Annotated in this window: 28 protein-coding genes; 17 read left to right on the plus strand and 11 right to left on the minus strand. The window is 41.4% G+C overall.

All coding sequences use genetic code 11. From position 1 onward, the window contains the following. Positions 1 to 32: 32 nt before the first annotated feature. On the minus strand, positions 33 to 722 hold the full coding sequence (locus tag ACTQ53_RS03735) for a polysaccharide deacetylase family protein (protein ID WP_441932079.1): 690 nt from the start codon (positions 720 to 722) through the stop codon (positions 33 to 35). 338 nt (positions 723 to 1,060) lie between these two features. Here ACTQ53_RS03735 and ACTQ53_RS03740 point away from each other — a divergent pair, with 338 nt between their 5' ends. The 5 genes from ACTQ53_RS03740 to ACTQ53_RS03760 all read left to right on the plus strand — a co-directional run bounded on the left by ACTQ53_RS03740 (position 1,061) and on the right by ACTQ53_RS03760 (position 3,902). After that, on the plus strand, positions 1,061 to 1,897 hold the full coding sequence (locus ACTQ53_RS03740; protein WP_441932080.1) for a hypothetical protein: 837 nt from the start codon (positions 1,061 to 1,063) through the stop codon (positions 1,895 to 1,897). Continuing rightward, the gene (locus tag ACTQ53_RS03745; protein WP_441932082.1) at positions 1,839 to 2,234 is read left to right on the plus strand and encodes a hypothetical protein; all 396 of its coding nucleotides are present in this window, start codon (positions 1,839 to 1,841) and stop codon (positions 2,232 to 2,234) included. Before ACTQ53_RS03740 ends, ACTQ53_RS03745 begins: the two co-directional genes overlap by 59 nt. 15 nt (positions 2,235 to 2,249) lie before the next feature. Beyond that, entirely contained in the window at positions 2,250 to 2,477 is a 228-nt protein-coding gene (locus tag ACTQ53_RS03750) for a hypothetical protein (protein WP_441932084.1), read from the plus strand. Positions 2,478 to 2,841: 364 nt separating this feature from the next. Next, the gene (locus ACTQ53_RS03755; protein WP_441932085.1) at positions 2,842 to 3,159 is read left to right on the plus strand and encodes a hypothetical protein; all 318 of its coding nucleotides are present in this window, start codon (positions 2,842 to 2,844) and stop codon (positions 3,157 to 3,159) included. 194 nt (positions 3,160 to 3,353) lie between these two features. Beyond that, complete coding sequence (locus tag ACTQ53_RS03760) at positions 3,354 to 3,902, plus strand: hypothetical protein (RefSeq protein ID WP_441932086.1); 549 nt, start codon at positions 3,354 to 3,356, stop codon at positions 3,900 to 3,902. Between the two features lie 449 nt (positions 3,903 to 4,351). Here ACTQ53_RS03760 and ACTQ53_RS03765 read toward each other — a convergent pair whose 3' ends face one another. The 6 genes from ACTQ53_RS03765 to ACTQ53_RS03790 form a co-directional block, all read right to left on the minus strand. Next, positions 4,352 to 4,960 (minus strand): hypothetical protein, encoded by a 609-nt coding sequence (locus tag ACTQ53_RS03765; protein WP_441932087.1) that lies wholly within the window; start codon positions 4,958 to 4,960, stop codon positions 4,352 to 4,354. A 22-nt stretch (positions 4,961 to 4,982) separates the two neighbouring features. Then, positions 4,983 to 6,044: a toprim domain-containing protein gene (locus ACTQ53_RS03770; RefSeq protein WP_441932088.1), complete on the minus strand. Its 1,062-nt coding sequence runs from the start codon at positions 6,042 to 6,044 to the stop codon at positions 4,983 to 4,985. Position 6,045: 1 nt separating this feature from the next. Further along, complete coding sequence (locus tag ACTQ53_RS03775; RefSeq protein ID WP_441932089.1) at positions 6,046 to 6,585, minus strand: hypothetical protein; 540 nt, start codon at positions 6,583 to 6,585, stop codon at positions 6,046 to 6,048. Beyond that, complete coding sequence (locus ACTQ53_RS03780) at positions 6,524 to 6,754, minus strand: hypothetical protein (RefSeq protein ID WP_441932090.1); 231 nt, start codon at positions 6,752 to 6,754, stop codon at positions 6,524 to 6,526. Before ACTQ53_RS03780 ends, ACTQ53_RS03775 begins: the two co-directional genes overlap by 62 nt. Positions 6,755 to 6,777: 23 nt before the next feature. After that, entirely contained in the window at positions 6,778 to 8,019 is a 1,242-nt protein-coding gene (locus ACTQ53_RS03785) for a DUF7833 domain-containing protein (protein WP_441932091.1), read from the minus strand. A 143-nt stretch (positions 8,020 to 8,162) separates the two neighbouring features. Further along, positions 8,163 to 8,447 carry a hypothetical protein gene (locus ACTQ53_RS03790; RefSeq protein ID WP_441932092.1) on the minus strand — a complete coding sequence of 95 codons (285 nt, stop codon included), beginning with the start codon at positions 8,445 to 8,447 and terminating at the stop codon, positions 8,163 to 8,165. A 908-nt stretch (positions 8,448 to 9,355) separates the two neighbouring features. Here ACTQ53_RS03790 and ACTQ53_RS03795 point away from each other — a divergent pair. Next, positions 9,356 to 9,655 (plus strand): helix-turn-helix domain-containing protein, encoded by a 300-nt coding sequence (locus tag ACTQ53_RS03795; RefSeq protein WP_441932093.1) that lies wholly within the window; start codon positions 9,356 to 9,358, stop codon positions 9,653 to 9,655. Positions 9,656 to 9,712: 57 nt separating this feature from the next. Here ACTQ53_RS03795 and ACTQ53_RS03800 read toward each other — a convergent pair whose 3' ends face one another. Continuing rightward, a complete protein-coding gene (locus ACTQ53_RS03800; RefSeq protein ID WP_441932094.1) occupies positions 9,713 to 10,885 on the minus strand; it encodes an RtcB family protein in 1,173 nt (390 codons plus the stop codon). A gap of 1,083 nt (positions 10,886 to 11,968) precedes the next feature. On the opposite strand from ACTQ53_RS03800, the gene ACTQ53_RS03805 reads away from it, so the two are divergent. The 8 genes from ACTQ53_RS03805 (at position 11,969) to ACTQ53_RS03840 (ending at position 16,544) form a co-directional block, all read left to right on the plus strand. Continuing rightward, on the plus strand, positions 11,969 to 12,613 hold the full coding sequence (locus ACTQ53_RS03805) for a tetratricopeptide repeat protein (RefSeq protein ID WP_441932095.1): 645 nt from the start codon (positions 11,969 to 11,971) through the stop codon (positions 12,611 to 12,613). Positions 12,614 to 12,629: 16 nt separating this feature from the next. Further along, a complete protein-coding gene (gene thiM, locus ACTQ53_RS03810) occupies positions 12,630 to 13,385 on the plus strand; it encodes a hydroxyethylthiazole kinase (protein ID WP_441932097.1) in 756 nt (251 codons plus the stop codon). 28 nt (positions 13,386 to 13,413) lie between these two features. Continuing rightward, on the plus strand, positions 13,414 to 13,692 hold the full coding sequence (locus tag ACTQ53_RS03815; RefSeq protein ID WP_441932098.1) for a hypothetical protein: 279 nt from the start codon (positions 13,414 to 13,416) through the stop codon (positions 13,690 to 13,692). Between the two features lie 242 nt (positions 13,693 to 13,934). After that, positions 13,935 to 14,279: a hypothetical protein gene (locus ACTQ53_RS03820; RefSeq protein ID WP_441932099.1), complete on the plus strand. Its 345-nt coding sequence runs from the start codon at positions 13,935 to 13,937 to the stop codon at positions 14,277 to 14,279. Between the two features lie 168 nt (positions 14,280 to 14,447). Then, complete coding sequence (locus ACTQ53_RS03825) at positions 14,448 to 14,768, plus strand: helix-turn-helix domain-containing protein (protein ID WP_441932100.1); 321 nt, start codon at positions 14,448 to 14,450, stop codon at positions 14,766 to 14,768. Between the two features lie 2 nt (positions 14,769 to 14,770). Continuing rightward, entirely contained in the window at positions 14,771 to 16,024 is a 1,254-nt protein-coding gene (locus tag ACTQ53_RS03830) for a type II toxin-antitoxin system HipA family toxin (RefSeq protein WP_441932101.1), read from the plus strand. 46 nt (positions 16,025 to 16,070) lie between these two features. Further along, entirely contained in the window at positions 16,071 to 16,220 is a 150-nt protein-coding gene (locus tag ACTQ53_RS03835) for a hypothetical protein (protein ID WP_441932103.1), read from the plus strand. A 30-nt stretch (positions 16,221 to 16,250) separates the two neighbouring features. Next, positions 16,251 to 16,544, plus strand: a complete 294-nt coding sequence (locus tag ACTQ53_RS03840; RefSeq protein WP_441932104.1) for a hypothetical protein — start codon at positions 16,251 to 16,253, stop codon at positions 16,542 to 16,544. Between the two features lie 168 nt (positions 16,545 to 16,712). Here the strand turns inward: ACTQ53_RS03840 and ACTQ53_RS03845 are convergent, their stop codons facing one another. The 3 genes from ACTQ53_RS03845 to ACTQ53_RS03855 all read right to left on the minus strand — a co-directional run bounded on the left by ACTQ53_RS03845 (position 16,713) and on the right by ACTQ53_RS03855 (position 18,199). Continuing rightward, positions 16,713 to 17,039, minus strand: coding sequence for a peptide-methionine (S)-S-oxide reductase (locus ACTQ53_RS03845; protein WP_441932105.1), 327 nt, complete (start codon positions 17,037 to 17,039; stop codon positions 16,713 to 16,715). 89 nt (positions 17,040 to 17,128) lie between these two features. Next, positions 17,129 to 17,884 carry an MBL fold metallo-hydrolase gene (locus ACTQ53_RS03850; protein WP_441932106.1) on the minus strand — a complete coding sequence of 252 codons (756 nt, stop codon included), beginning with the start codon at positions 17,882 to 17,884 and terminating at the stop codon, positions 17,129 to 17,131. A gap of 114 nt (positions 17,885 to 17,998) precedes the next feature. Then, positions 17,999 to 18,199, minus strand: a complete 201-nt coding sequence (locus tag ACTQ53_RS03855; protein ID WP_441932107.1) for a helix-turn-helix domain-containing protein — start codon at positions 18,197 to 18,199, stop codon at positions 17,999 to 18,001. Between the two features lie 186 nt (positions 18,200 to 18,385). On the opposite strand from ACTQ53_RS03855, the gene ACTQ53_RS03860 reads away from it, so the two are divergent. Genes ACTQ53_RS03860 through ACTQ53_RS03870 form a run of 3 tightly spaced genes read left to right on the plus strand, consistent with a single transcriptional unit; the run spans position 18,386 to position 20,107 of the window. Then, positions 18,386 to 19,093: a nitroreductase family protein gene (locus tag ACTQ53_RS03860; RefSeq protein ID WP_441932108.1), complete on the plus strand. Its 708-nt coding sequence runs from the start codon at positions 18,386 to 18,388 to the stop codon at positions 19,091 to 19,093. Next, the gene (locus tag ACTQ53_RS03865) at positions 19,090 to 19,320 is read left to right on the plus strand and encodes a hypothetical protein (RefSeq protein ID WP_441932110.1); all 231 of its coding nucleotides are present in this window, start codon (positions 19,090 to 19,092) and stop codon (positions 19,318 to 19,320) included. The genes ACTQ53_RS03860 and ACTQ53_RS03865 overlap by 4 nt, the downstream gene beginning before the upstream one ends. A gap of 34 nt (positions 19,321 to 19,354) precedes the next feature. Then, on the plus strand, positions 19,355 to 20,107 hold the full coding sequence (locus tag ACTQ53_RS03870; protein WP_441932111.1) for a YaaA family protein: 753 nt from the start codon (positions 19,355 to 19,357) through the stop codon (positions 20,105 to 20,107). Positions 20,108 to 20,308 lie beyond the last annotated feature (201 nt).

Genomic DNA, 20,308 nt, shown 5'->3' on the forward strand with positions numbered 1-20,308 from the left:
TGCATTTAATTGAATACGTTATACTTATCGTCTTATTTGATGAGGTGAGAAGGATGGGCCACATCAGTATATATCAGATTCTTCTGAGGTTTGATGCCCTTCTTCTTGAAGAGTTCTCTCACCGTGACGAATCGGTAGCCTCTCTGCTTCAGTATAGGGATGATTAGATCCACTGCTTCCACGGTTGCTTCATTTCCCTCGAAGTCATGGAGCAGGAAGATGAGTCCGTCCTTTACACTTTGGTTCATTCGCCTTACTCGTTCATCAGCTGAGACAGAAGATACCCAGTCCTCACATCCTTCGCCACAAATAAACCCTAGACTGATGTTGTCATACATGGCTTGGTTGACATTGATATAGGGTGGACGGAAAAAGACTGGCGATTTACCAACATATTTCTTAACGAGAGAAGAAGTAGTCTTCACTTCATAACGGATGGAATCAGCAGAGAGTTGTGACATGGGGCTATGTGTGAGACTGTGATTCTCGATATCATGTCCTTCCTTTTGAGCACGAATCATGACCTTGGCACTCTCCTGGGTGATGTTTTTTCCTATCACGAAGAAGGATGCCTTTACCTGATGTTTCTTGAGCACATCAAGCATATGAACTGTAGTGGTTGTGTTCGGACCATCGTCAAAGCTGAGTGCCACAAGCTTTTCCTGAGCCTGAGCCATCCCAATCTGAAGGCTCAGAAACAACAAGAATGATAATTTCTTCATTTTCATCGTTAAGTGTTTGTTGCGATTATGAGGCAAAGATAAGAAAAATATATGAATGCAGTATCTCCATTGAATTATTTTTTTGATTAATTTGCCCTTTTTAAGGGGTATGAATGGCCTTTTTCTACAAATCAACAGTTAAATAACGCAAATATGTCAAATAAACAGAACTTTTTTCTTTCTTTTTCTCTTTCTTTTATACATTTTCTTTATCTATTTCTTTCTTACTGTTACCAATAAGTGTACCTGATAACAGCTCTTAATGAGATTTGGCGGCTTCAAGAATTCTGTCTATATTTGCAGGCAAAAATCGGAGTATATCAAATTTTTAGGAGTGTATGAAAAGAGAAGACAGCAAGTCGGCCGATCTCATGCTCAGAATGTATGAGTCGGTCATCTTCCCGGGAAAGTGCATACATCTTACAGGGGAGAAAAGAAGAAGTCTGCGTTCTGTATGGGCGTATGATATTTCCTATCTATATCCACGCATGGAAGATGGAATAGCTTGGATGAAGTTCGGGCTATTTGAATCTCAAAAGCTCGATAGAAAGGTGCCATTCTACAATAGGCAGCAGGAACTGTTTTTGAAGATGGCAGAGAAGAGCAGCTGGATTGAGCAGTTTGTAGAATATCCCGAGGAGATTGTATATGAGGAGGAATTCACGCTTACATTCACTCCCGACTATATGATAGTCTTGGAGGATGGAAGTGTAGTGATGGTGATGCTGCTGCCTTACCATCTTTTCTCTACACAAACCGTACAACGCAAATGGTATGCCCTGATGGAATATTGCAAGATTCATGGCTATGGATGCGTACTGTTTGACATGGAAAGGGGTATCAGTTTGAAATGGTTGCTTCAGTTATGGGAGAAGAAGGACATGGAAAAGTTTGAAAAGGAAGTACTGGAAGCAATGGATGCAAGAAAGAGCCATTGGATAAACAGTATCACCCTGGACAAGATCATGAAGAAGCATGGTGCCAATCTTTGTGACATTCAGGTTCTTGTTTTCAGGAACAGGCTCCTCTATGTTCCCAAAGATCAGAAAAGAAAGATAGGACTCATCAGGCAACATTCTGATGATATGTTTGATTCACAACAAATTATAGACGCTCATGACAAGGATTATCACACATCGAGAAGAGACTCATTACGAGTTAGCTGCCAACTCTGAAAGTTTGGAGTTCTGGAAGACATTAGGCTTCAGGATTATAGGAACGAGGGAACGAGAAGACGAGTTCTATCTAAGAAAGACTTGTTCCTTCGGTATCAGGCAGCAACTGGGTGGGCTTGCCATCATACAGAGCAAAGGAAAGGAGGGTATAGCCAACAGATGGGGGTGTATTCTGCTAGCTTGCCGATTTCAGAAGATTGAGTTATTTGCCTGTGATGAAGGAGAAGGGGTTCAAAAACTGCATTTCGTCGGTTACAAGGAGGGAGAAATGGAGATTTACGAATTTGATGGCAGCAAGCCCACCAAGATTTTGGTACTGAAGCAGCTCTCAGCGTGATGTGATTTTTCTATCATGTTATTGTTCTTCCACATGGAGAACCTCACCCTCTTTATATCCTGGTGGCATGCCTTCACCGATACGCTTTTTCCGTGCAAAGGTAAGGCCGCTCTGCCAGATACCAAGTACCGCTCCATGCGAGCTATGAAGCAGGAATCTTTCTTGGCAGCCTTCCGCAATTCCGTCGGAATGGGGTATTCCAAGAAAGATTCCAGCTTCATTACTTGGCTTTCTGGCCTGTGAGCAGCCAAATGGGGGGCACGAAAAAGGCTATGGTGTGAAGGTTATGCCGGAATGTCATAAAAAAAGTTCGATTTTCTGTGGAAGAACAAGTTTGAAAAAAGGCTTGTGTTCAGGAAATCCAGAATTTTTTCTTTTTGAGGTCAGTTCAGAGGCAGAGAAATCAATATGGGGTCAAACAGGTTGATGGAGTGGACGAAAATGGATTGGCATCAGATTTTGAGGAGAATATACGGCAATGATGTATGCATCCGTACACATGATGTAGGTATATTCCACAAGTGTTAAAATATAAGTTTAATTGTGCAGAGGAGGTTGATATGGAATAAAACCCTTACCTTTGCATGCACAAAAAAGGATAGAAAGAATGAAAGCAAAAGAGATTATCTGGAAGGAGATAAGCGTTTTGCCACATAGTGCAAACGCATATCCAAAGGGAAAACCCTATAAGGGACAGATGATGATGGGGAGGGTATTTCCCGTCAGTAAGGCCCAGGCTATGGCTTTTGTAGAGATGGGATGTTGCATAGCGGAAATGAACTCCGAGGATGTAAGCATCGTAGAGAAACTGCTTGAGAAACACCACCTGGAGGGAAAATACCGATATGTGGGAGATAAGAGTTTCGTGAAACTCATCAATCAGAGCGATTTAGACAGAGCATTGAAGGCGGAGTATGCCTTTTAGGTGAGTTGGATACAAATAAAGCCCCTTGACTCCTTTCGGAATACAAGAGGCTGAACCAAAGGAATTTCCTTGAGATGAAATGTGGAAGTTTCACAGCGCAAAGATACAGAAAATATCTTGTAAAAGCAAAAGAAATTGCAGATAGTTTAGGATTTTGAAAGAATATTAATAACATTTACAAAATATTGAATGATATGAAGAATCTAATGATGGCAGTGGTGATGCTTATCACCTGTACAACAAGCATGGCACAAGGAATCCAGGAACCTGAGTATATCGGTCAGGTGGCACTGGTGCAATCAGACAGCAGCCTGGTAGTCCTGGTAAAGGAAGAGGCAGAAATGAAGACCAAGACCTCTGGATTTGGATACATTCCTATTCCGGGAAGCAGTTTGCTGGACAAGGGTAAAACTTTCTTGAGAGTAAAAGGTGATACTTCACCTAACAAGATAGCCAAGGGAGAGGTACAACTCATTGTAAGAGTGAAGGACCACAACGAAGATCCGAAGAACTCCATTGGAGTGTTCCAGTTTGAGGCCAAGAAGAAAGTGCGCAGATTCACGCTTGCCGAAGCGGGATTACTTTCCGGCATGAAGGCAACAACATCCTTCAATACCATTCCTTACGAGGCAAAGAAGATTGGGGCCAGTTCATATATGGTAACCATTTTGAACCTGCAGCCCGGAGAGTATGGTGTGACCACAGCAGATTTCACACATATCTCTACCTTCTCTGTACAATAAACAGAAGTTACACTTTTAATACTGAAGATTATGGGAGCAATATTCTTATTTCTGTTTTTCATGTGGCTTTTCAAGGGATTTGGCAAAGCCATGAGACATAGCGGTGATACCTTTCACCCAGATAAATAAGCCAGTAGGTAAAGTTCAACAATTTTTCATATACTCCTCAGCCCACCAGGTCCTCGTGAGAAGACCGGTGGGCTTTTCTTGTATCGTTTTTTTAAGACCTTTCCCTAAAACTATTCCTCAGCAGCAGTAGCAGAAGGTCCCAGTATATCGTCATTACAGATAGTGCCAACGTCATTGGTGAGGGCATATCATGCTGTCATTTTTTCCATAGGTCTCCATCTCGATACGTATGCCTGATGTCGTAATACAGGACCAGTGCAAGGACCGCAATCAAGATGACAAGGACAAGCAGGGGGATAAGGATAGAACTTCTACTCATCCTACTTGAAAACATGATGAATTGTTTCATTCTTATCCTGTACAAACGCTCTCAGATTGGCGTGCCCCTTGTATATGATGCTGTAATCCGTGACCTTTCCTGGGTTACGTCTCTTGAGAGTAAGGGCTATGGTTCTTCCCACCACCGTATTGGGGAAAAACATATATACCTCATCATAATCATCACTGTCCACCACCATATGCATGTAGTTGCTCACATGAGACATCACGATGCAGGCATCATGTTGAGGAAGGCGGAATTCCCTGGAACCCTTCAAGGTATAGAATGCCAGATAATCCATAAAATCATAAAACAGGCAGCATGCCTGATACTCCTTTGCCTTAGGACTGCGCAGGGTTGTTGGTGCATAGCTTTTCAAGGTGACAGGAAACGGGGTATATAGCTGATGGAAAAACTCTACGCCACCGATGTCATTTCTAAATCCAAAGCCTTGATAATACTTACCAAGACATGAAAATTCAACGCCCTGGATACAGGAAGGCAATTTGGAAAAGCCGTTTTGCTTGAGGTATTTCTCATCATCATTCTTCAAATCGACAAGACGAATACCATCTTCCACGTGGATAAATGCGGGTTGTTGTACTCTCATAATTGTTGTCATTACTAGTTTTTTATCTCTTGTTGTTATTTAATGTTTGCAGAATCAATGTCTTTAGACTATCACTTGTGCCGCCGAGCAGGAAGTAGTCACTCACGTCTTTCTCCTGCTTGCTGCCTGCAAGAGGAAGATCTATCCGACTCACCGGATAGCACCCCTGGAGTTCTTCCACCCGTTGGGCAGATTCTCTTCTTCCTGTAGCATCTACGTCATACACAAAAACTATCTGCCCGAATCTCTTCACAAGCTGGTCCATGACCAAATGGGGGATTTTAGCCGTCTCACTATTGAAGCAAATGGCAGAAAAGCCATGACTGCTCAGAGAAAGAACATCCTTTTCACCGCCAGTGATCAAGAGCATATTCCCCCGACTGGGAAGTTGGTCCAATCCAAAGATATAAGGACTTGGCAGCACTCCAGCATAAAGAAAACGGTTCTCCACACGAGGGCGATACACCTTGATGCCCTTTCCTTCCTGGAAGAAATAGCCATAGCTTGGCGTCAGGGCAGTGGAATAGATGCCATACTGCCGACCATCAGCCTTCGTAAAAAGGCAACTTCTCAAACTCCTAACCTGAAAACGGTCAAGAGTATCTTCAGTGATGCCATAAGAAGCCCAATATGCAAGCTCTTCGTCAGAAAATTCCTTGACCTGCGCTTGATAGGCAATCACACCATGAGGCTGCCGGTTTTCTTCATCTGGGCTCTTCCTGCCTGGCATAGGAGATGCTTGACGAACCGCCTTGCGATTTGTCTGCCGGTCAAATACCCCAAGACACATATCCTGATCTATCGTTTGCAACAGATGCACAAAATCCGTGGAAGGATTGATGTTCAGGACCTGCGAAGCCACGAAAAAGCAATCTCCGGAAAAGCGACTATCGCCAAAATCATGCAAATAGTAGTAGGACCTGCCATCAAGCGCCTGGTTACGATAGAGCTTACAGGAAGGATGCTTGTCATCCTCTCTCATGTGACTTCTGAACTTTTTCCTCAGGCATTCCTTTCCCAGATAGTGGACAAAGATATCGAGTCCTCCATCTGTCTTGGCCAAAATCTCATCTTTTTCTTTCATGTCAATCGTGATGATAGGTTTCAGAACAAAGGCGGAAGTTGAAGTCAGGCATGACAACAACGTGCATCATGTGATTCACGCGGTCGGCAGTTCTATCCCCATAGCGTGGACGAATATCACCTGAAGGAAGATTCGTCGTGACAATGGTGAACAAGCGACATTCATACCGGTAGGCAATGAGTTCACTGATGGGATCACATACCTGACCATATTTGACAATACGCTCAGGCTCCATGCCTAAATCATCAATAGCCAATAATGCCACGTTGCGATATTCCAAAAAACGCTCATAGTGGTCCACATAGAGGTGACACAGCTCACAAGCGCTCTTCATGACAAGGCCAGCCATTGTAACCTGACAGGAAGAGGACTTGATGGGGTCTTTCAATCGCAAGGAAATTATCAGCTTCTGTATGGCATACACCAAGGTGGTTTTCCCTGTACCACCTACACCACTCAGCCACAAGCCAGTTTTATGGCTATGACCTACCAGCCAGAGAGATATTGCATAATACCATCTCCAACCCTTCCATACAGACAAATTTGATATTCACATCATTGACCGCCTTGATAACAGCCTGCAATAAGGCTTTATAACAGAACACATAGTCCAACGGCAATTTAAAGAAACGCTTTCCAGTGGTGGCTGTTTTGATATGGTGAATCACCTTCTCTTCCTTGAACAGGAAATTATCCATTACTGCTTCCATTTGTTTAAAAATTAATATAAGAACTAAAATGTTGAGCCATACAGTTGTCCTCCATGAGAAGACTTAGGTGTAAACTTTGAACCATACATCGACCTGGGGTGCTCCAAATCCTGTTTGCCTAGCCAATCGCAAAAGTGACTCTGGTAATCTGATAAATCCCTATGCGAGCCTTTTCCCCTGCAGGTCATGTCAAGCTCGAAGGTTTCAAGCCATGTTTTCACGTTAGACCGATCAGGCAGTTTAAAGCGCAGTCTCATTACTTCAAGCCAAGAGTCTGAATTTGAGAGAAGAGAAAAATAGCTTTCTTTGCTTGTTTTCTTTTCTGCTCCACTATTCTCAACCTCCCCAAAAATCTCTTCACATGTGCGCACACGCATTGATGTTGATTTTCTTTCATTCTTTACATTATATCCTTCTATATTAGTTGTCGTTTGCATGCCGATAACTTGTCGATGGTTTGACACCTGCATGTCAACTACATGTCTCTCGTTTGTCAGCTGCTTGTCGGTCAAATTTTCATTAAATCCATATATCTCTCTACAACAAGAACTTACAATGGGGGCGAAATCAGTAGAAAGTGGGGGCGAATTACCATCAAAAAAACTGGATTTGGAAGTAAAGCCTTGATAAAGCTCATACTTGCAAACCGTAATCAGGTTAGGACGAGGAGTAGGGAACTTGGAAACCTCAATTTCACCAGTGCGCACTAAGTCATTGAGACATGTACTTATCTTAGATGGGGAAATACGTGTTTCCTTATGAAGAGTATTTTTGCTTACTGCAAGCTGAGCTCGCTTCAGAGAAGAGCCAACCTGTTGTTGAAAAACAGCATTGAGCAGCAAATGAATGAATAGATGGACCTTTTCCGCATCATGATACCAATCCCACTCAGTAATTTTACGGTAAAGTTTGATCCAGCCAATAGTGTCATCTTCATCAGAAAACTGCTGAAAACGGCTATAGTCACATAAGGTCACAATGGTTCCCTTATTGTTTGATTGAACCTTGACATCACCGGTTTTCGATAATTTTTGAAGGCAAGTACGGATATTTCTAGGGGATAAGCCCGTATCCTCAGCAATAATGGCAAGACTGGTCACGACCTGGCCAGGATATACCGTCAAGGAAAGATAATCTGTCTTCCTTACATTTGCCTGTAACAGGAAATACAGATAGACATGTACCATCTTAGAGTCATGATACCATCTCCACGAAGTAAAACTTCGAGGAAGTTTAAGCCATGAATTGTTTGCGAAATTCATCATTTTATGTAATTTTATATAGGTAATACGACCACTTACACAAGCATTTACGCCTGTGTCTATTAAAACTCCATATCAAAAAAGAGAATATAAGACACCCTAGGGGACTCTCTTGAAGCCTCCCGAAATAGTGTATTTATTATCTCTTATTTCTCTATTATTCGAAAAGAAAGGCTACTTCTTCCTGCTTTAGTTAAAACAAGCAGACTCTCTCCTTTTACTTTTACATTTCTTATTTGAGTCAAGTTCCGACTTCCACGATGCCACTTTACCGAGGACTTTTCCAATATGTCCTTGATAATAATCAGGTGCTTCATGCAAGCATCAAAAGACTCCTGCCAATCATAGACCTTCGGTGGTATCTGATACAAAACTCCAACCATCCAATCAGGCTTGGCTTCACTATGAACTTTCCTTGTTACTTTATACATGATTATAGATGTTGACCAAAATTCATTTTACCATTTCTTCATATAACACGAATGGACTTTTATATATCCAAATTTAATGTATGAGATTTACCGTAACTTTACTTTAGTTTGTTGCCGCTTTTAGATATAAATCTTCTATCGGTCACTTTTCATTAAAATTACTATACGGTTAAAACTAATCATCATATTCTTTAGTATTTCTACTACGCATTAAGTAAGGCTATAAAAGCCTAAACTTATATTTTCTTGCAAAAGTAACAAATATTTCTTGATATTACTAACAGTTTAGCTATATTTTAACTTTTATTATATACAAAAACAAGTTTATCATCCTTATTTGCTACATATTCCGACTTTTTCTATATTCATTTATAATTATAAATCCGTAAACTTGCACCAAAATATTATATTCTATAGTTTGGGTAAAATAGCATATCAAAAACATAGAAAATCTGTATTTAGATAAACTAATCCATAAAAAAACTCAAAATATGATAGAATTTGATTTATTTTTTGTACCTTTGCACCATCGTTCTTCGGGACGTGTTTTTTGAGGGAATAAATGTAAAGTGCCTCACATCTCGATAAAATCGCCAAATTTTAAAAGAATGTAAACACGAGGCACGGAGCAGCTCATAACATATGGGCTGCCATCCGTGTATGTGTTTGCAGGCGTTTGGCGATGCCTATCGAGGTGCATATATGGGGGCAGCCCACTTCTTTTTGTATCAAATCTGTTGAGTGTCGAACAAACGAATACATAAATAATTTTAAAAGTTTCAAGAATATAAAAGGAATACCATTCTTTATTATTAAATTTGCAACAGAAATATGTAGTCGTTAGTATTTCCTTAGTATTGCTAGGTGATTAAGACTATCAACGTTATTCAAGAACCAAAAGTAAGAGTATGAGCGGAAAAGAATTAAGAGAATTGTTAGCATCAAAGGGTATCCTGCAAAAAGACATTGCAAGACAGCTCAACATGACTCCTGGTGGCTTTAGTCAACTGCTAAGAGCTAAAGACATCAAGACAGGCCTATTGGAATCCATATGCAAAATACTCAATGTTAAAATGGACTTCTTTTATGGGGGAACAGAATATCTCGAAGGATATGAACTCATCAAGCAATCTGATTTAAAAGAATTCCGATCCACGCTTGGCAAAATACATAAGTGCTGTAAAAATATCTCGGTAAAGTTGTCTTAGTTCCCTAACATTACACAATCAGTAATACTAGAGAACCAAGAACTATAAATTCATTTTCTACCCTTTGATGACGGCAATGGGTGACAAATGAGTTTTGATTGTAACTAAGTCTGATTCTTGTGCCATGACGAGTTCTATATCTTTGTAGACAGCAGAGGCCTCCTCCAAATCTTCCTGGCTACGAATGGCATGAACGATGCCTTTCTCGTCCAGTTTTTGGATTTCCTCCGCCAAATTGAGAGTCTTTACTGCCTCAGTTCGGCTCATGATACGACCAGCTCCATGGGAACAGCTCATGAAACTGAGAGGATTGCCAAGGCCTTCCACTATATATGAACTCGTTCCTTGTGAACCAGGTATGATACCCACTTCACCTTCTCGGGCACTTGTTGCACCCTTTCGGTGTATGATACAATTCTCACCAAAATGGGATTCCCAGGATGCATAGTTATGGGCGATGTTGATCATCGGCTCAAACTCAACATGGGGAATCGCTTCAGATATGACTTCCTGTATTCGTTGCATCATCAACCTTCTATTGCACAGACCAAAATCGATACAATACTGCATCTCATTCCAATAATCATTAAACTCCTTGGTATTCAGCGGCAAGAATGACATATTAAGGTCTGACTTAACCAAAGAAAAGTAACGCTCATCAAGAATGGTTGCCACTCTGTTATAATAATCACAGACCTGTTTGCCCAAGTTTCTTGACCCAGAGTGAATCATGATCCAAAGCCATCCTTCATCGTCCTTTTGAAGTTCTATGAAGTGATTTCCTCCACCAAGAGTTCCCACTTGCTTAGTAGCTGATATATATTGACGCTTAACGACAGTCATGCCATCTATATCATGATTTTCAGGCATATACTTCTCATCCTGAGCCACCTTGTGGTGTTCCATTCCTAAAGGAATCTGGTGGCGTATGCCTCGCATGATTTTCTTTCTCAGAACATCCATTTCAATGGTCTCCACCTGGATATTGGTTTTAACAGCACACATACCACAACCTATATCCACACCCACGGCATTCGGAATCACGACATTCCTGGTAGCAAGGACAGTTCCTATAGGCATACCCTTTCCGCCATGTAAGTCAGGCATCAATGCCAAATGATGAAAAACGAAAGGCAGGCTACAAAGGTTCGATATTTGTTGCCAAGCCGTTGCATCACACATCTTTGCCCACATCTTAACAGGGGTTCCATTCATTGCAAATTCTTTCATTGTATTAATCTCCTATCTTTTTTAGTGCAAAATTACAAAAGCGGTATGCAGTATTTTTGCGTAGGAGCACAAAAACTTCAAATTTTAACAAAAACTGCTATTATATAGACACATACAACTACTCTGCAATCACTATTCACATAAGGAATCCCCTTACTGTTGTACTACCGCAAGAATGGTATGGGATTTCGGAATTCATTCGTCATAGCAGTGTTACTATGATATTAAGCTGCCAATAGAAACGAGGGCAATACCCTTCAAACCGCAGCGTCTAAGCCTCACGGAGGTATTGCCCTCTATAAAGATACTGTTATGAATACCTTATCAAGTGCAAAGATAGCCAATTCATCAGAAATCAGCAAGAGAAATAGGGAAAAGTTTTAATGGTGATGTATCATTTTGCTGAAACAGCAGTTGAAAGTCGGACTTCTGAAAGGAAAACATGCCATTTTGCTCCAATTGGCATGACAGTTTTTGAATGAAATCAAGAAATCATACCCTTTTCTGCATTTTCTTCCCCAAAAATTGTGTGCGCACACAAAAAGGCATTACCTTTGCACTCGAAAAGATTGAATAACGAATAATTAAAGTAAAGAAAGGGTAACATTATGATGGTATTAGGAATGACATTAGCAGTTGTAGCTGCTCTTTTTGCAGAGGTTGTAAATGTAAACAAGAAGATTAGCCTCGGCAAGTAAGCAAGCTTTGAGAGGCATCCATAGGATGCTTCCAATGAAGCTTCCCTAATGGATATTAGATGAGGTAAAGAAGATGTAGATTAGGATAACAGATTGATATAGAGAAAGGATAAGATTATGATGATTTTAGGAATGTTTTTAGCTTTGGTCGTTGCAGCATGCGCTGAGTATGGTGCAAGATCCAACATGAAGAACTTCGCTTAACAGGCGATGTCACATGAAAATTTGAGAGAATTGTAGAAAGAAGTTTCCATATATATTATATAGAGATGGCAGTTGCAGGCGTTTGTGAAGATGCTTGCAGCTGCCTTTTCTTTTTGTTTCTTTAGGGTGTCGAAATTCAAAATAAAAGTTGTACCTTTGCACCCAAGTTGAGATTACAGAAATGAAAAAGGAACGTGAAACGGCGAACAAGTATCGTCAGCAAGCTCTTGAAGGAGATTTGATGGCGATGAACAACATGGGTGTCTGCTATGCGCAAGGCATCGGTGTTGTGGAGAATCATGAGATGGCATTCCAGTGGTACATGAAGGCTGCTGAACTGGGTGATATTTACGCATGCTACAATGTGGCAGAATGCTACTACCAGGGAGATGGAGTGGAACAGGACTTCGAAAGAGCTCTTCATTGGTATCTGATTGCAGCAGAGAAAGGAGATGTACAATCACAGGTTAATGCAGCCAATGCATTTTACCTGGGCCAAGGAACTGAAGAAGACCACGTAAAGGCTCACCAGTGGTGGATGAAAGCTGCTCAAAGGGGACATCTTCAGAGCCAAAAGAATGTAGGTGCCAACTATTGGAATGGAGATGGAGTAGAGAAGGACAATAGTTGGGCTGCCTTTTGGTATGAAATGGCAGGTCAGCAAGGTGATCCACAGGCTCAGTTCTCTACCGGATGGTTCTATATGACCGGTACAGGCGTTAAACAGGACAAGCGCAAGGGACTCAAATGGATTCACAGAGCAACTGCCCAAGGATTTGAGCATGCCAAACAATGGTGCAGGGACAATGGTTATAGTATATATTAATAATGTAGTGAAACAAATGAAGACAGATTTACGATTGATACAAGAGCAGCAGCCTCTCATACACAACATAACCAATTATGTGGCTATGAACTTTGTTGCCAACAGCCTATTGGCTATTGGAGCATCACCTATCATGGCGCGTGCCGAGGAAGAAGTTGAGGAAATCAGTAGCAAGAGCAATGCCTTGGCTCTAAATCTGGGCGTTCCGGAAAGCACTACTGCTCACTCAATGATACTGGCAGGGGAAGCTGCCATGAAAAAAAGAATTCCTATCGTATTTGATGTGGTTGGAGTAGGAGCCACCCGCTTTCGTATGGATATAGCATCACAGATTATCCTCAGGTGTCACCCTACAGTCATCAAGGGAAATGCCAGTGAGATTCAGGCATTGTACTCTCACCAGATAGGCATGCAGGGAGTGGATAGTCACCAGGAAACCTATGAGGTTGAGAAACAAGCTAAGAAACTTGCTCAGCAACTTTCCTGTATCATAGTTGTAACTGGAGCCATAGACTTCATCACGGATGGCGAAAGAATGGCTTATGTTCATGAAGGACATCCCATGATGAGCAAGGTTACTGCAATGGGATGTACTGCCACCGGTATCGTTGGGGCATTCCTTGCTGTGAACTCCGATTCTTTGGAAGCAGCTGTTCATGCCATGAAAGCTATGGGAATTGCTGGAGAAAAGGCGGCTTCCATGTCTAGAGGCAATGGTAGCATGATGATTAACTTCCTCGACGAACTCAGCAATCTTATGGCTTATAACTAAGATTGTCAGAATCAAGAGACGTTCCTTCATGAAAAGCTTCATTGCAATCAATCTCTTTGGCATGATTGTTACTTGCGAAGAGCTTTCTAAAGAGGAACTCTATCATGAGCTCATACATACGGCCCAAGCAAGGGAGTTGTTGTATATCCCATTCTACCTCTGGTACATCATAGAATGGTTGTACTTATATCTCAAATATCGGGATTGGATGCTGGCATATTACAACATCAGGTTTGAAAAGGAAGCCTATTCTCACCAAGAAGACCTGGAATATTTGAATCGAAGGAAGCATTATTGCTATAGATGATATTACGTGGTGCCATAATCTTGTTATTCCTCAGTTTTTTGGGGAATCGTTCTACACCTGTTCCCCAGATTCCACAGAGGTAATTTTTGGCACACAAGCTATAAGTATCTGAATATCAAGCTTATCATCTTTTCTGTTATTTTTTGGCATGTAGGTTGCAACTATGAATAGCGGGTTCGATAATGAATCCACAAAACAGAGTAAATAACAATAAATAGTAACAATTTAAAATAGATAAAATTATGAAGAAGTTCGTTTTTGCAGCTATCGCAGCTATGGTAATGGTTTCAGTAAGCAACGTATTTGCATCAAGCAAAATGATGATAGATAATTCTGAAGTAGTTCCAGTTGACACTGTAGCACCTGAAACTCCAAAGGATTCTGCAGAGATCAGCACTCCTGTTTTGCCACAGGCTGGTGCGGAGGATTCAACAGAGCAGGCGACTCCTGCAGAGACAACAGCAGAGTCTGTAGAAACAACCCAATCTGAGCAGCCAGCTGAGGTTCAGGAGACTCCACAGGAGAACACCCAGCAGGAGTCAACAGAGTCTGAGCAGGCTACAGAGCAGGCTGCTGTTTCAGAGTAACAAACATTTGATTTCAACATAATTATAACGCATAAGTCTGCTGGCAGTAATGCCGGCAGACTTATGCGTTTAATTTAATACATCTAATTATTCTTAAAAAAACTTGATAACCCATCTTATAATAAAGTAAATTATGTATTTTTGCATATCATAATTAAGATTAAGGCTATGACAAAGAATACAATGGCAAACAAACTTCCAAGGAAGTTGATTCAAAAGATGGAAATCGTGGGTGAGCAGATTAAGCTTGCCAGACTACGACGCAACCTGAGCATGGCACAAGTTGCAGAAAGGGCAACATGCTCGGAAGTTACACTTTGCAAGGTAGAGAAGGGATTACCAACGGTTTCCATCGGAATTTACCTTCGTGTACTCTATGCTCTTCAGCTGGATGATGACATCTTGCTCCTGGCAAAGGATGACAAACTCGGAAGGGTATTGCAGGATATAGGACTGAAGAATCGTCAACGAGCATCTAAAAAAGGATAGAAATGGAACGACTGTTTGTTTTCGCAGATTTTAACTGGCTCGGCAAAGCGGAGCTGGTAGGGGAGTTGTGTTATGAAAAATTGCGCGGCTCTGACAGTTATGCATTTAAGTTTGATGAGAATTGGCTTAAGGTTCATACCGGAATTAAGCTTTCGGAAGACATCAACAATTACCCAGGCATGCAATATACCCAGCCAGGAAGTGATATTTTCGGATGTTTTTCTGATGCTTTGCCAGATAGGTGGGGACGTACCTTGCTCAAAAGAAGAGAACAGATACAGGCAACTGAAGAAAAAAGAGCAGTCAGACCTCTTTCCTCGTTCGATTACCTCATGGGTATCGATGACTTCTCCAGAATGGGTGGATTTAGGTTTAAGAAGGAAATGGAAGGTGATTATATCAATGTGTCTCCATCTCTCAAGATACCCCCATTAACAGAGATTAGAGAATTGGTACATGCCAGTCAAGAAGTAGAAAGATCTGAAGAGAATGATGTTTTGCCTGAAAAAAAATGGATAGCGCAGCTCATCCAACCTGGTACTTCATTGGGTGGCGCAAGACCTAAAGCAGGCGTATTGGATGAAAAAGGCAATCTATGCATCGCGAAGTTTCCCTCTCGTAAGGATGATTATGACGCAGCACTTTGGGAGCACTTTTCTCACCTGCTAGCTCAAAAGGCTGGTATCCTGGTAGCTCAAACCAGGGTGTTGGGAGGACTGGGAAAATATCACACACTCCTGTCTAAACGCTTTGACCGAACTGCAGAAGCTAAGAGAATCCATTTTGCGTCATCCATGTCTCTGCTAGGATTGAAGGATGGAGATAATGCACAAGGTGGTTATGGTTATCTCGATATTGTTGATTTCATACTCCAAGGTTGCTGCGACGTAGAGAAAAATCTTCTGGAACTCTACCGAAGGGTTGTCTTCAACATCTGTATTGGCAATTCTGATGACCACTTCAGAAACCATGGCTTTCTGCTCACACCAAAAGGCTGGACTCTATCACCAGCCTATGATATGAATCCTACCCTCAATGAATATCAGAGTCTTCTGATCAATGAATCTTCAAACAAGGCAGACATCAATATTCTGCTTGATTCATCTGAAAGCTACATGATTAAGAGGGAGGAAGCTGAAAACATTATCCAAGAGGTTCAAGCAGCAGTTAGTCAATGGGAAAGTTTAGCTACTCTGCTTCAAATCCCTGCTAGAGAGATGGCTATGTTTAAAGAAAGGTTTAAGCTTAACCTATAATATAATGAAGTATAAAGCCTATTTACTTCATTATATTATGGGTTGAATGAATCTGCATACTGCAGTCCTGCTGGAATTCAATAGCCATGACAAGGAAGGTAAAACTATAGATATCAGCAAGAGAAACAAGTATGTCCGTCAGCTTGATGGCATTAAGGATGCAGGGGTTATAGGAAGATACTCCAATGCAAGTTGAGTGTTAAAATGGTAAGAAAGGAGATTATTTATGTCACTAAAGAAGATATTCAGATGCCAGGATTGTGGGTACGAGACCGAAGTATATGAGGGACGTGGCTTCATGGGACAGCATATCGAATCAATGTCTTGTCCAGACTGCAGGAACATAGTACCTCTTGTGGTGGGTGGAGTAATTGGTGATGCTGCACCTAGTTTTAATTCTCTTGTAGGAAGGCTATGCCTAAGATGTGGTTCTGACAGGATTCACAGGTGGGATATGCATACTTGCCCAAAGTGCAGGGGCAAGATGCAACCCACTGGCGAAGAAGAGTTTTGGACATGAAAATTCTAGCCTATATTTACCTCTTTGATATTTTGCAGAAAATTACTTCTCAGAATTTCTTCGTTCTCAGATGACAATAAGGCTCACCATCTGTTTTTTTTCATAATAATGCTGGTGGTAGGCTTCGCCAATGTAGAATGTCTCCTCTGGCAGGAGCAAGGTATTGACCTAGTCACCCTTACTACGGAGAAGTTCCGTCACATGTTCGGCTGTCTGCTTCTGAGATTCATTACGATAGAAGATACAGCTGCGGTATTGTGGCGCCAAATCAGGACCAACACCATCGGTCTGTGCCGGGTCGTGAATCCCGAAGAAGAGTTTACATAAGCTCTCATATGAAACCTGTTGGGGATGAAAGCCTGCCATCTTTTCCTCGTCTGTATGGCCCATCAAGCCCACTGTGAGTGGATGAAGGATAACAGGATAGCCATCGCGATCAAGTTGACCGGCATGGGCTGACGTTGCTATACGGAGTGCTATATCAATTGGATTCATTGTTAATTATGTCATTCTATGTTTATAATCTTGTCGTATCTCTTGCCTTGCTAGTCCTGGAATGATTACCACCCTTCATGGAACAAGAATCATATGTCTATCGATTCGCCCTCATGTGCTATCTTCCAAAACGGAATTTGTACAGCATCGGTAAACTCTTTCATACGCCAGGCGCTTTTGAAACCACTTGCCACAAAATGCATTGGGACAAACAGACCTGTCTGGAATTGCTCTATGAACTGTCTTGCACCACGGGTATAGCCATTACCTATGCGGCCATCTACAGGAAACAGCACAACATCAAAGCTATCAGCCATTTTTCTGATGTCCTTGAGTTCACCCAAATATTGCTTCTCGTCTTTTTGAGGGTCTATCTCGCCAAACTCAAAGCTCCAGATGGTTCCACCCTGATAGTCGGAAGTCAAGAACCTGGCGTACCAATTATTCAGATCGCCTGCATGAAAGATACGCTTGCCTTCAACTTCTACTATCCAAGACACACCACTGTCATTACTGCCGGCTGCAACTACCTTTAGATTTTTATCGCGCCATGAGTTTCCCTTTACCATCAAGACGTCAGCTTCGTCCTTTTGGCATCTGTGATGTCTGAAGATATCCTTGGAGAGTATATAGGTAAAAGAGGTATGAGGGTAGCACTGGCGCCATGAAAAGATTTCCCGGGAGAAGTGATCTTCATGGAAATGACTTACAAGTACGTACACAGGCTTACCCTTGGACAGAATCACCGGCATACAATCGGCGGGATCCATCCAATAATCGAAGACCAATACGCAGGATTGGGTCTCCACTGCAAAACCACTATGAAAGATATATGTCAGTTTCATGATTCTCATTCTGATTTACGATTGAATCTTTGAATTCTTTCTTGGACGATTTGAAATAGGTATGTTTCATCTTATCGTCCAAAAAAGAATAGCTTTTCTCTTATCCTACTATATTTAAGCGGTTTGACGAATCTCATATTTAACCTCCATGCCAAGGATATCCATGATTTTTTCAACCGTCGATAGGGAAGGGTTGCCTTTACCGCTCTCTATTTTCTTGATGGTTGAAATGGCTATCTCAGACATGTCTGCGAGATCTTGCTGGGTAATCCCCAAGGCCTTACGCTGCAATTTCATTACTTCTTGAATTTTCATATCAAGTAGTGTATTATATTGTACTTTTTGTGCAAAGATAAGAAATGTTTTTGGATTAAACAAGGAAAAGTATCATATAATGTTCTTTTTATAAAAAATTATAAGTTCCTGAGATTTTTCTTGTTTTTTTGCCTTTGAATATTGTTTTTTTTCTTAACTTTGCACGCACAATTCATTATAGAAGCCATGACTATAGAAGAAGCTATCAAACAAAGACATAGTGTACGAAAGTACATACACAAACCTCTTTCAACTGAGGTAGTTAGAGCACTTGAAGAAAAAATCGGGGAGTGCAACAAAGAGGGTGGCCTTCACATACAACTGGTTACCCAAGAAACCAAGGCATTCTCCGGCATTATGTCATATGGAAAATTCCATGGCGTGGAGAACTATCTCGTAATGGCAGGGCAAAAAGCCGGTGATCTTGATGAGCGTATTGGCTATTATGGCGAACTGCTTGTGCTGCTTGCCCAAACACTGGGACTCAACACCTGCTGGGTAGGATTAAGCTATCACAAGGTGAATGAAGCCTACAAGATTGAAGAAGGGGAGAAGTTGACATGCATGATTGCCTTGGGATACGGAGAGTCACAAGGGGTTAGTCACAAAATCAAGACCATGGAACAGGTGAGCAATGCAACCAGCAATTCTCCTTCATGGTTCCGAAAGGGCGTGGAAGCAGCTCTTCTTGCTCCCACTGCCATCAATCAGCAGAAGTTCTCATTCTTCCTGCAAGACCAGGAAGGTACAAAAGCTGATTGTAAACCCAAAGTTCTTACCAAGAGCGGCTTCTCAATGGTAGGATATACCAAGATGGACCTCGGCATTGCCAAGCTTCACTTAGAAATAGGAGCAGGAAAGGAAAACTTTAAGTGGGTGGTAAAGAAAGGATGAGAGACTTCACGGAAATATGGCAACTTCAAGATACCATCATTACAGCAGTCAACGCATGCGGTTTTGGTGTCTGGGATTTGCATGCCACCAGTTGGGGATTTCATCTGGAGTTAACAGAGCATTTGGATGATGCAGAAATCTGCAATATCTGCAGTCAACTTCCGCTTTCAGGAGATTATGAAGGAGAAGGCATAAATGGTTCTGTTCTAAGTTTGTACAACTACTGATTATTGATGTTCAAAAAATAAAAGATAGATTATTATGCAGATATTATTGGCAAATGCCAAAATCATGTTTGATAAGGCAGACAGAAAGCCTGTCTCCGTGCCACTCTTTCAATCAGTTGCCAATGTCTTGGCCGAAGAAATGGCAAGGATGAATGTAGAGGAATTGGCTAGGCAACTGGATTGCAGCAGCAAGATTGCAACTGAAAACTGGAAACGCTATCATAATTTTATGGCAGCAGAAAAGATGCCAGCCATCCTGGCTTACAATGGTCAGGCCTATAAACATATGCGTGCCAGCTCTTTAAGTGACGACTCATTAGAGTATGCCCAGAAGCATCTCTGGATTACCTGTTTTCTCTATGGTTTACTTCGACCAATGGATGGTATCGTACCTTATCGTATGGAGCATTGCGTATCGCTTGAAGCCACAAATGACAAGCCTGTCAATCAGTTCTGGAAAGACAAACTGACGGATGTTCTCATCGATAGTGTGAAAGCTGATGATGGCATTCTCATCCATCTCTCAACAGAGGAATATGAATATCTGTTTGATTGGAAGAGAGTATGTAAGGAGATAAAGGTCATTCAGCCACTCTTTTATGTCCGCCAGAAAGACGGCAGATTGAAGATGCAGGCTGTATGGGCTAAATCTTGCCGTGGAGCCATGGTGAGATATATCCTGAATAATCAGCTTCTTACTCCAGAAGAATTGGCTGGCTTCAGTTACGAAGGTTTTGAATATGCGCCAGAATTAGGAGAAGCTGCTTTTCCTCATTTCATTCGTTGAAATGGAACAAAAGAGATTGAACATCTGGCACATTATCAGCCCCCTACTTTCATTTTCTAACGGACATTATGGTAAATATATTATTTGCAGTACCCCATATTGAGAGGAATCAATATATAACTTTAGCTATAGATTATTAAAGTATCTTATATATTGGTTATTTTATATTTTTATTAATTTATAGTTTAGTTATTTTAATAA

It is taken from the genome of Prevotella sp. Sow4_E9_plate (genome assembly GCF_052116205.1).
Classification (GTDB): Bacteria; Bacteroidota; Bacteroidia; order Bacteroidales; family Bacteroidaceae; genus Prevotella.

Excerpts from the sequence above, each read along its gene's own strand:
- ACTQ53_RS03735 (WP_441932079.1), bottom strand. The coding sequence starts at position 722 with ATGAAGAAATTATCATTCTTGTTGTTTCTGAGCCTTCAGATTGGGATG.
- ACTQ53_RS03740 (WP_441932080.1), top strand. The coding sequence starts at position 1,061 with ATGAAAAGAGAAGACAGCAAGTCGGCCGATCTCATGCTCAGAATGTAT.
- ACTQ53_RS03745 (WP_441932082.1), top strand. The coding sequence starts at position 1,839 with ATGACAAGGATTATCACACATCGAGAAGAGACTCATTACGAGTTAGCT.
- ACTQ53_RS03750 (WP_441932084.1), top strand. The coding sequence starts at position 2,250 with ATGTTATTGTTCTTCCACATGGAGAACCTCACCCTCTTTATATCCTGG.
- ACTQ53_RS03755 (WP_441932085.1), top strand. The coding sequence starts at position 2,842 with ATGAAAGCAAAAGAGATTATCTGGAAGGAGATAAGCGTTTTGCCACAT.
- ACTQ53_RS03760 (WP_441932086.1), top strand. The coding sequence starts at position 3,354 with ATGAAGAATCTAATGATGGCAGTGGTGATGCTTATCACCTGTACAACA.
- ACTQ53_RS03765 (WP_441932087.1), bottom strand. The coding sequence starts at position 4,960 with ATGAGAGTACAACAACCCGCATTTATCCACGTGGAAGATGGTATTCGT.
- ACTQ53_RS03770 (WP_441932088.1), bottom strand. The coding sequence starts at position 6,044 with ATGAAAGAAAAAGATGAGATTTTGGCCAAGACAGATGGAGGACTCGAT.
- ACTQ53_RS03780 (WP_441932090.1), bottom strand. The coding sequence starts at position 6,754 with ATGGAAGCAGTAATGGATAATTTCCTGTTCAAGGAAGAGAAGGTGATT.
- ACTQ53_RS03785 (WP_441932091.1), bottom strand. The coding sequence starts at position 8,019 with ATGATGAATTTCGCAAACAATTCATGGCTTAAACTTCCTCGAAGTTTT.
- ACTQ53_RS03790 (WP_441932092.1), bottom strand. The coding sequence starts at position 8,447 with ATGTATAAAGTAACAAGGAAAGTTCATAGTGAAGCCAAGCCTGATTGG.
- ACTQ53_RS03795 (WP_441932093.1), top strand. The coding sequence starts at position 9,356 with ATGAGCGGAAAAGAATTAAGAGAATTGTTAGCATCAAAGGGTATCCTG.
- ACTQ53_RS03800 (WP_441932094.1), bottom strand. The coding sequence starts at position 10,885 with ATGAAAGAATTTGCAATGAATGGAACCCCTGTTAAGATGTGGGCAAAG.
- ACTQ53_RS03805 (WP_441932095.1), top strand. The coding sequence starts at position 11,969 with ATGAAAAAGGAACGTGAAACGGCGAACAAGTATCGTCAGCAAGCTCTT.
- thiM (WP_441932097.1), top strand. The coding sequence starts at position 12,630 with ATGAAGACAGATTTACGATTGATACAAGAGCAGCAGCCTCTCATACAC.
- ACTQ53_RS03815 (WP_441932098.1), top strand. The coding sequence starts at position 13,414 with ATGAAAAGCTTCATTGCAATCAATCTCTTTGGCATGATTGTTACTTGC.
- ACTQ53_RS03820 (WP_441932099.1), top strand. The coding sequence starts at position 13,935 with ATGAAGAAGTTCGTTTTTGCAGCTATCGCAGCTATGGTAATGGTTTCA.
- ACTQ53_RS03825 (WP_441932100.1), top strand. The coding sequence starts at position 14,448 with ATGACAAAGAATACAATGGCAAACAAACTTCCAAGGAAGTTGATTCAA.
- ACTQ53_RS03830 (WP_441932101.1), top strand. The coding sequence starts at position 14,771 with ATGGAACGACTGTTTGTTTTCGCAGATTTTAACTGGCTCGGCAAAGCG.
- ACTQ53_RS03835 (WP_441932103.1), top strand. The coding sequence starts at position 16,071 with ATGAATCTGCATACTGCAGTCCTGCTGGAATTCAATAGCCATGACAAG.
- ACTQ53_RS03840 (WP_441932104.1), top strand. The coding sequence starts at position 16,251 with ATGTCACTAAAGAAGATATTCAGATGCCAGGATTGTGGGTACGAGACC.
- ACTQ53_RS03845 (WP_441932105.1), bottom strand. The coding sequence starts at position 17,039 with ATGAATCCAATTGATATAGCACTCCGTATAGCAACGTCAGCCCATGCC.
- ACTQ53_RS03850 (WP_441932106.1), bottom strand. The coding sequence starts at position 17,884 with ATGAAACTGACATATATCTTTCATAGTGGTTTTGCAGTGGAGACCCAA.
- ACTQ53_RS03855 (WP_441932107.1), bottom strand. The coding sequence starts at position 18,199 with ATGAAAATTCAAGAAGTAATGAAATTGCAGCGTAAGGCCTTGGGGATT.
- ACTQ53_RS03860 (WP_441932108.1), top strand. The coding sequence starts at position 18,386 with ATGACTATAGAAGAAGCTATCAAACAAAGACATAGTGTACGAAAGTAC.
- ACTQ53_RS03865 (WP_441932110.1), top strand. The coding sequence starts at position 19,090 with ATGAGAGACTTCACGGAAATATGGCAACTTCAAGATACCATCATTACA.
- ACTQ53_RS03870 (WP_441932111.1), top strand. The coding sequence starts at position 19,355 with ATGCAGATATTATTGGCAAATGCCAAAATCATGTTTGATAAGGCAGAC.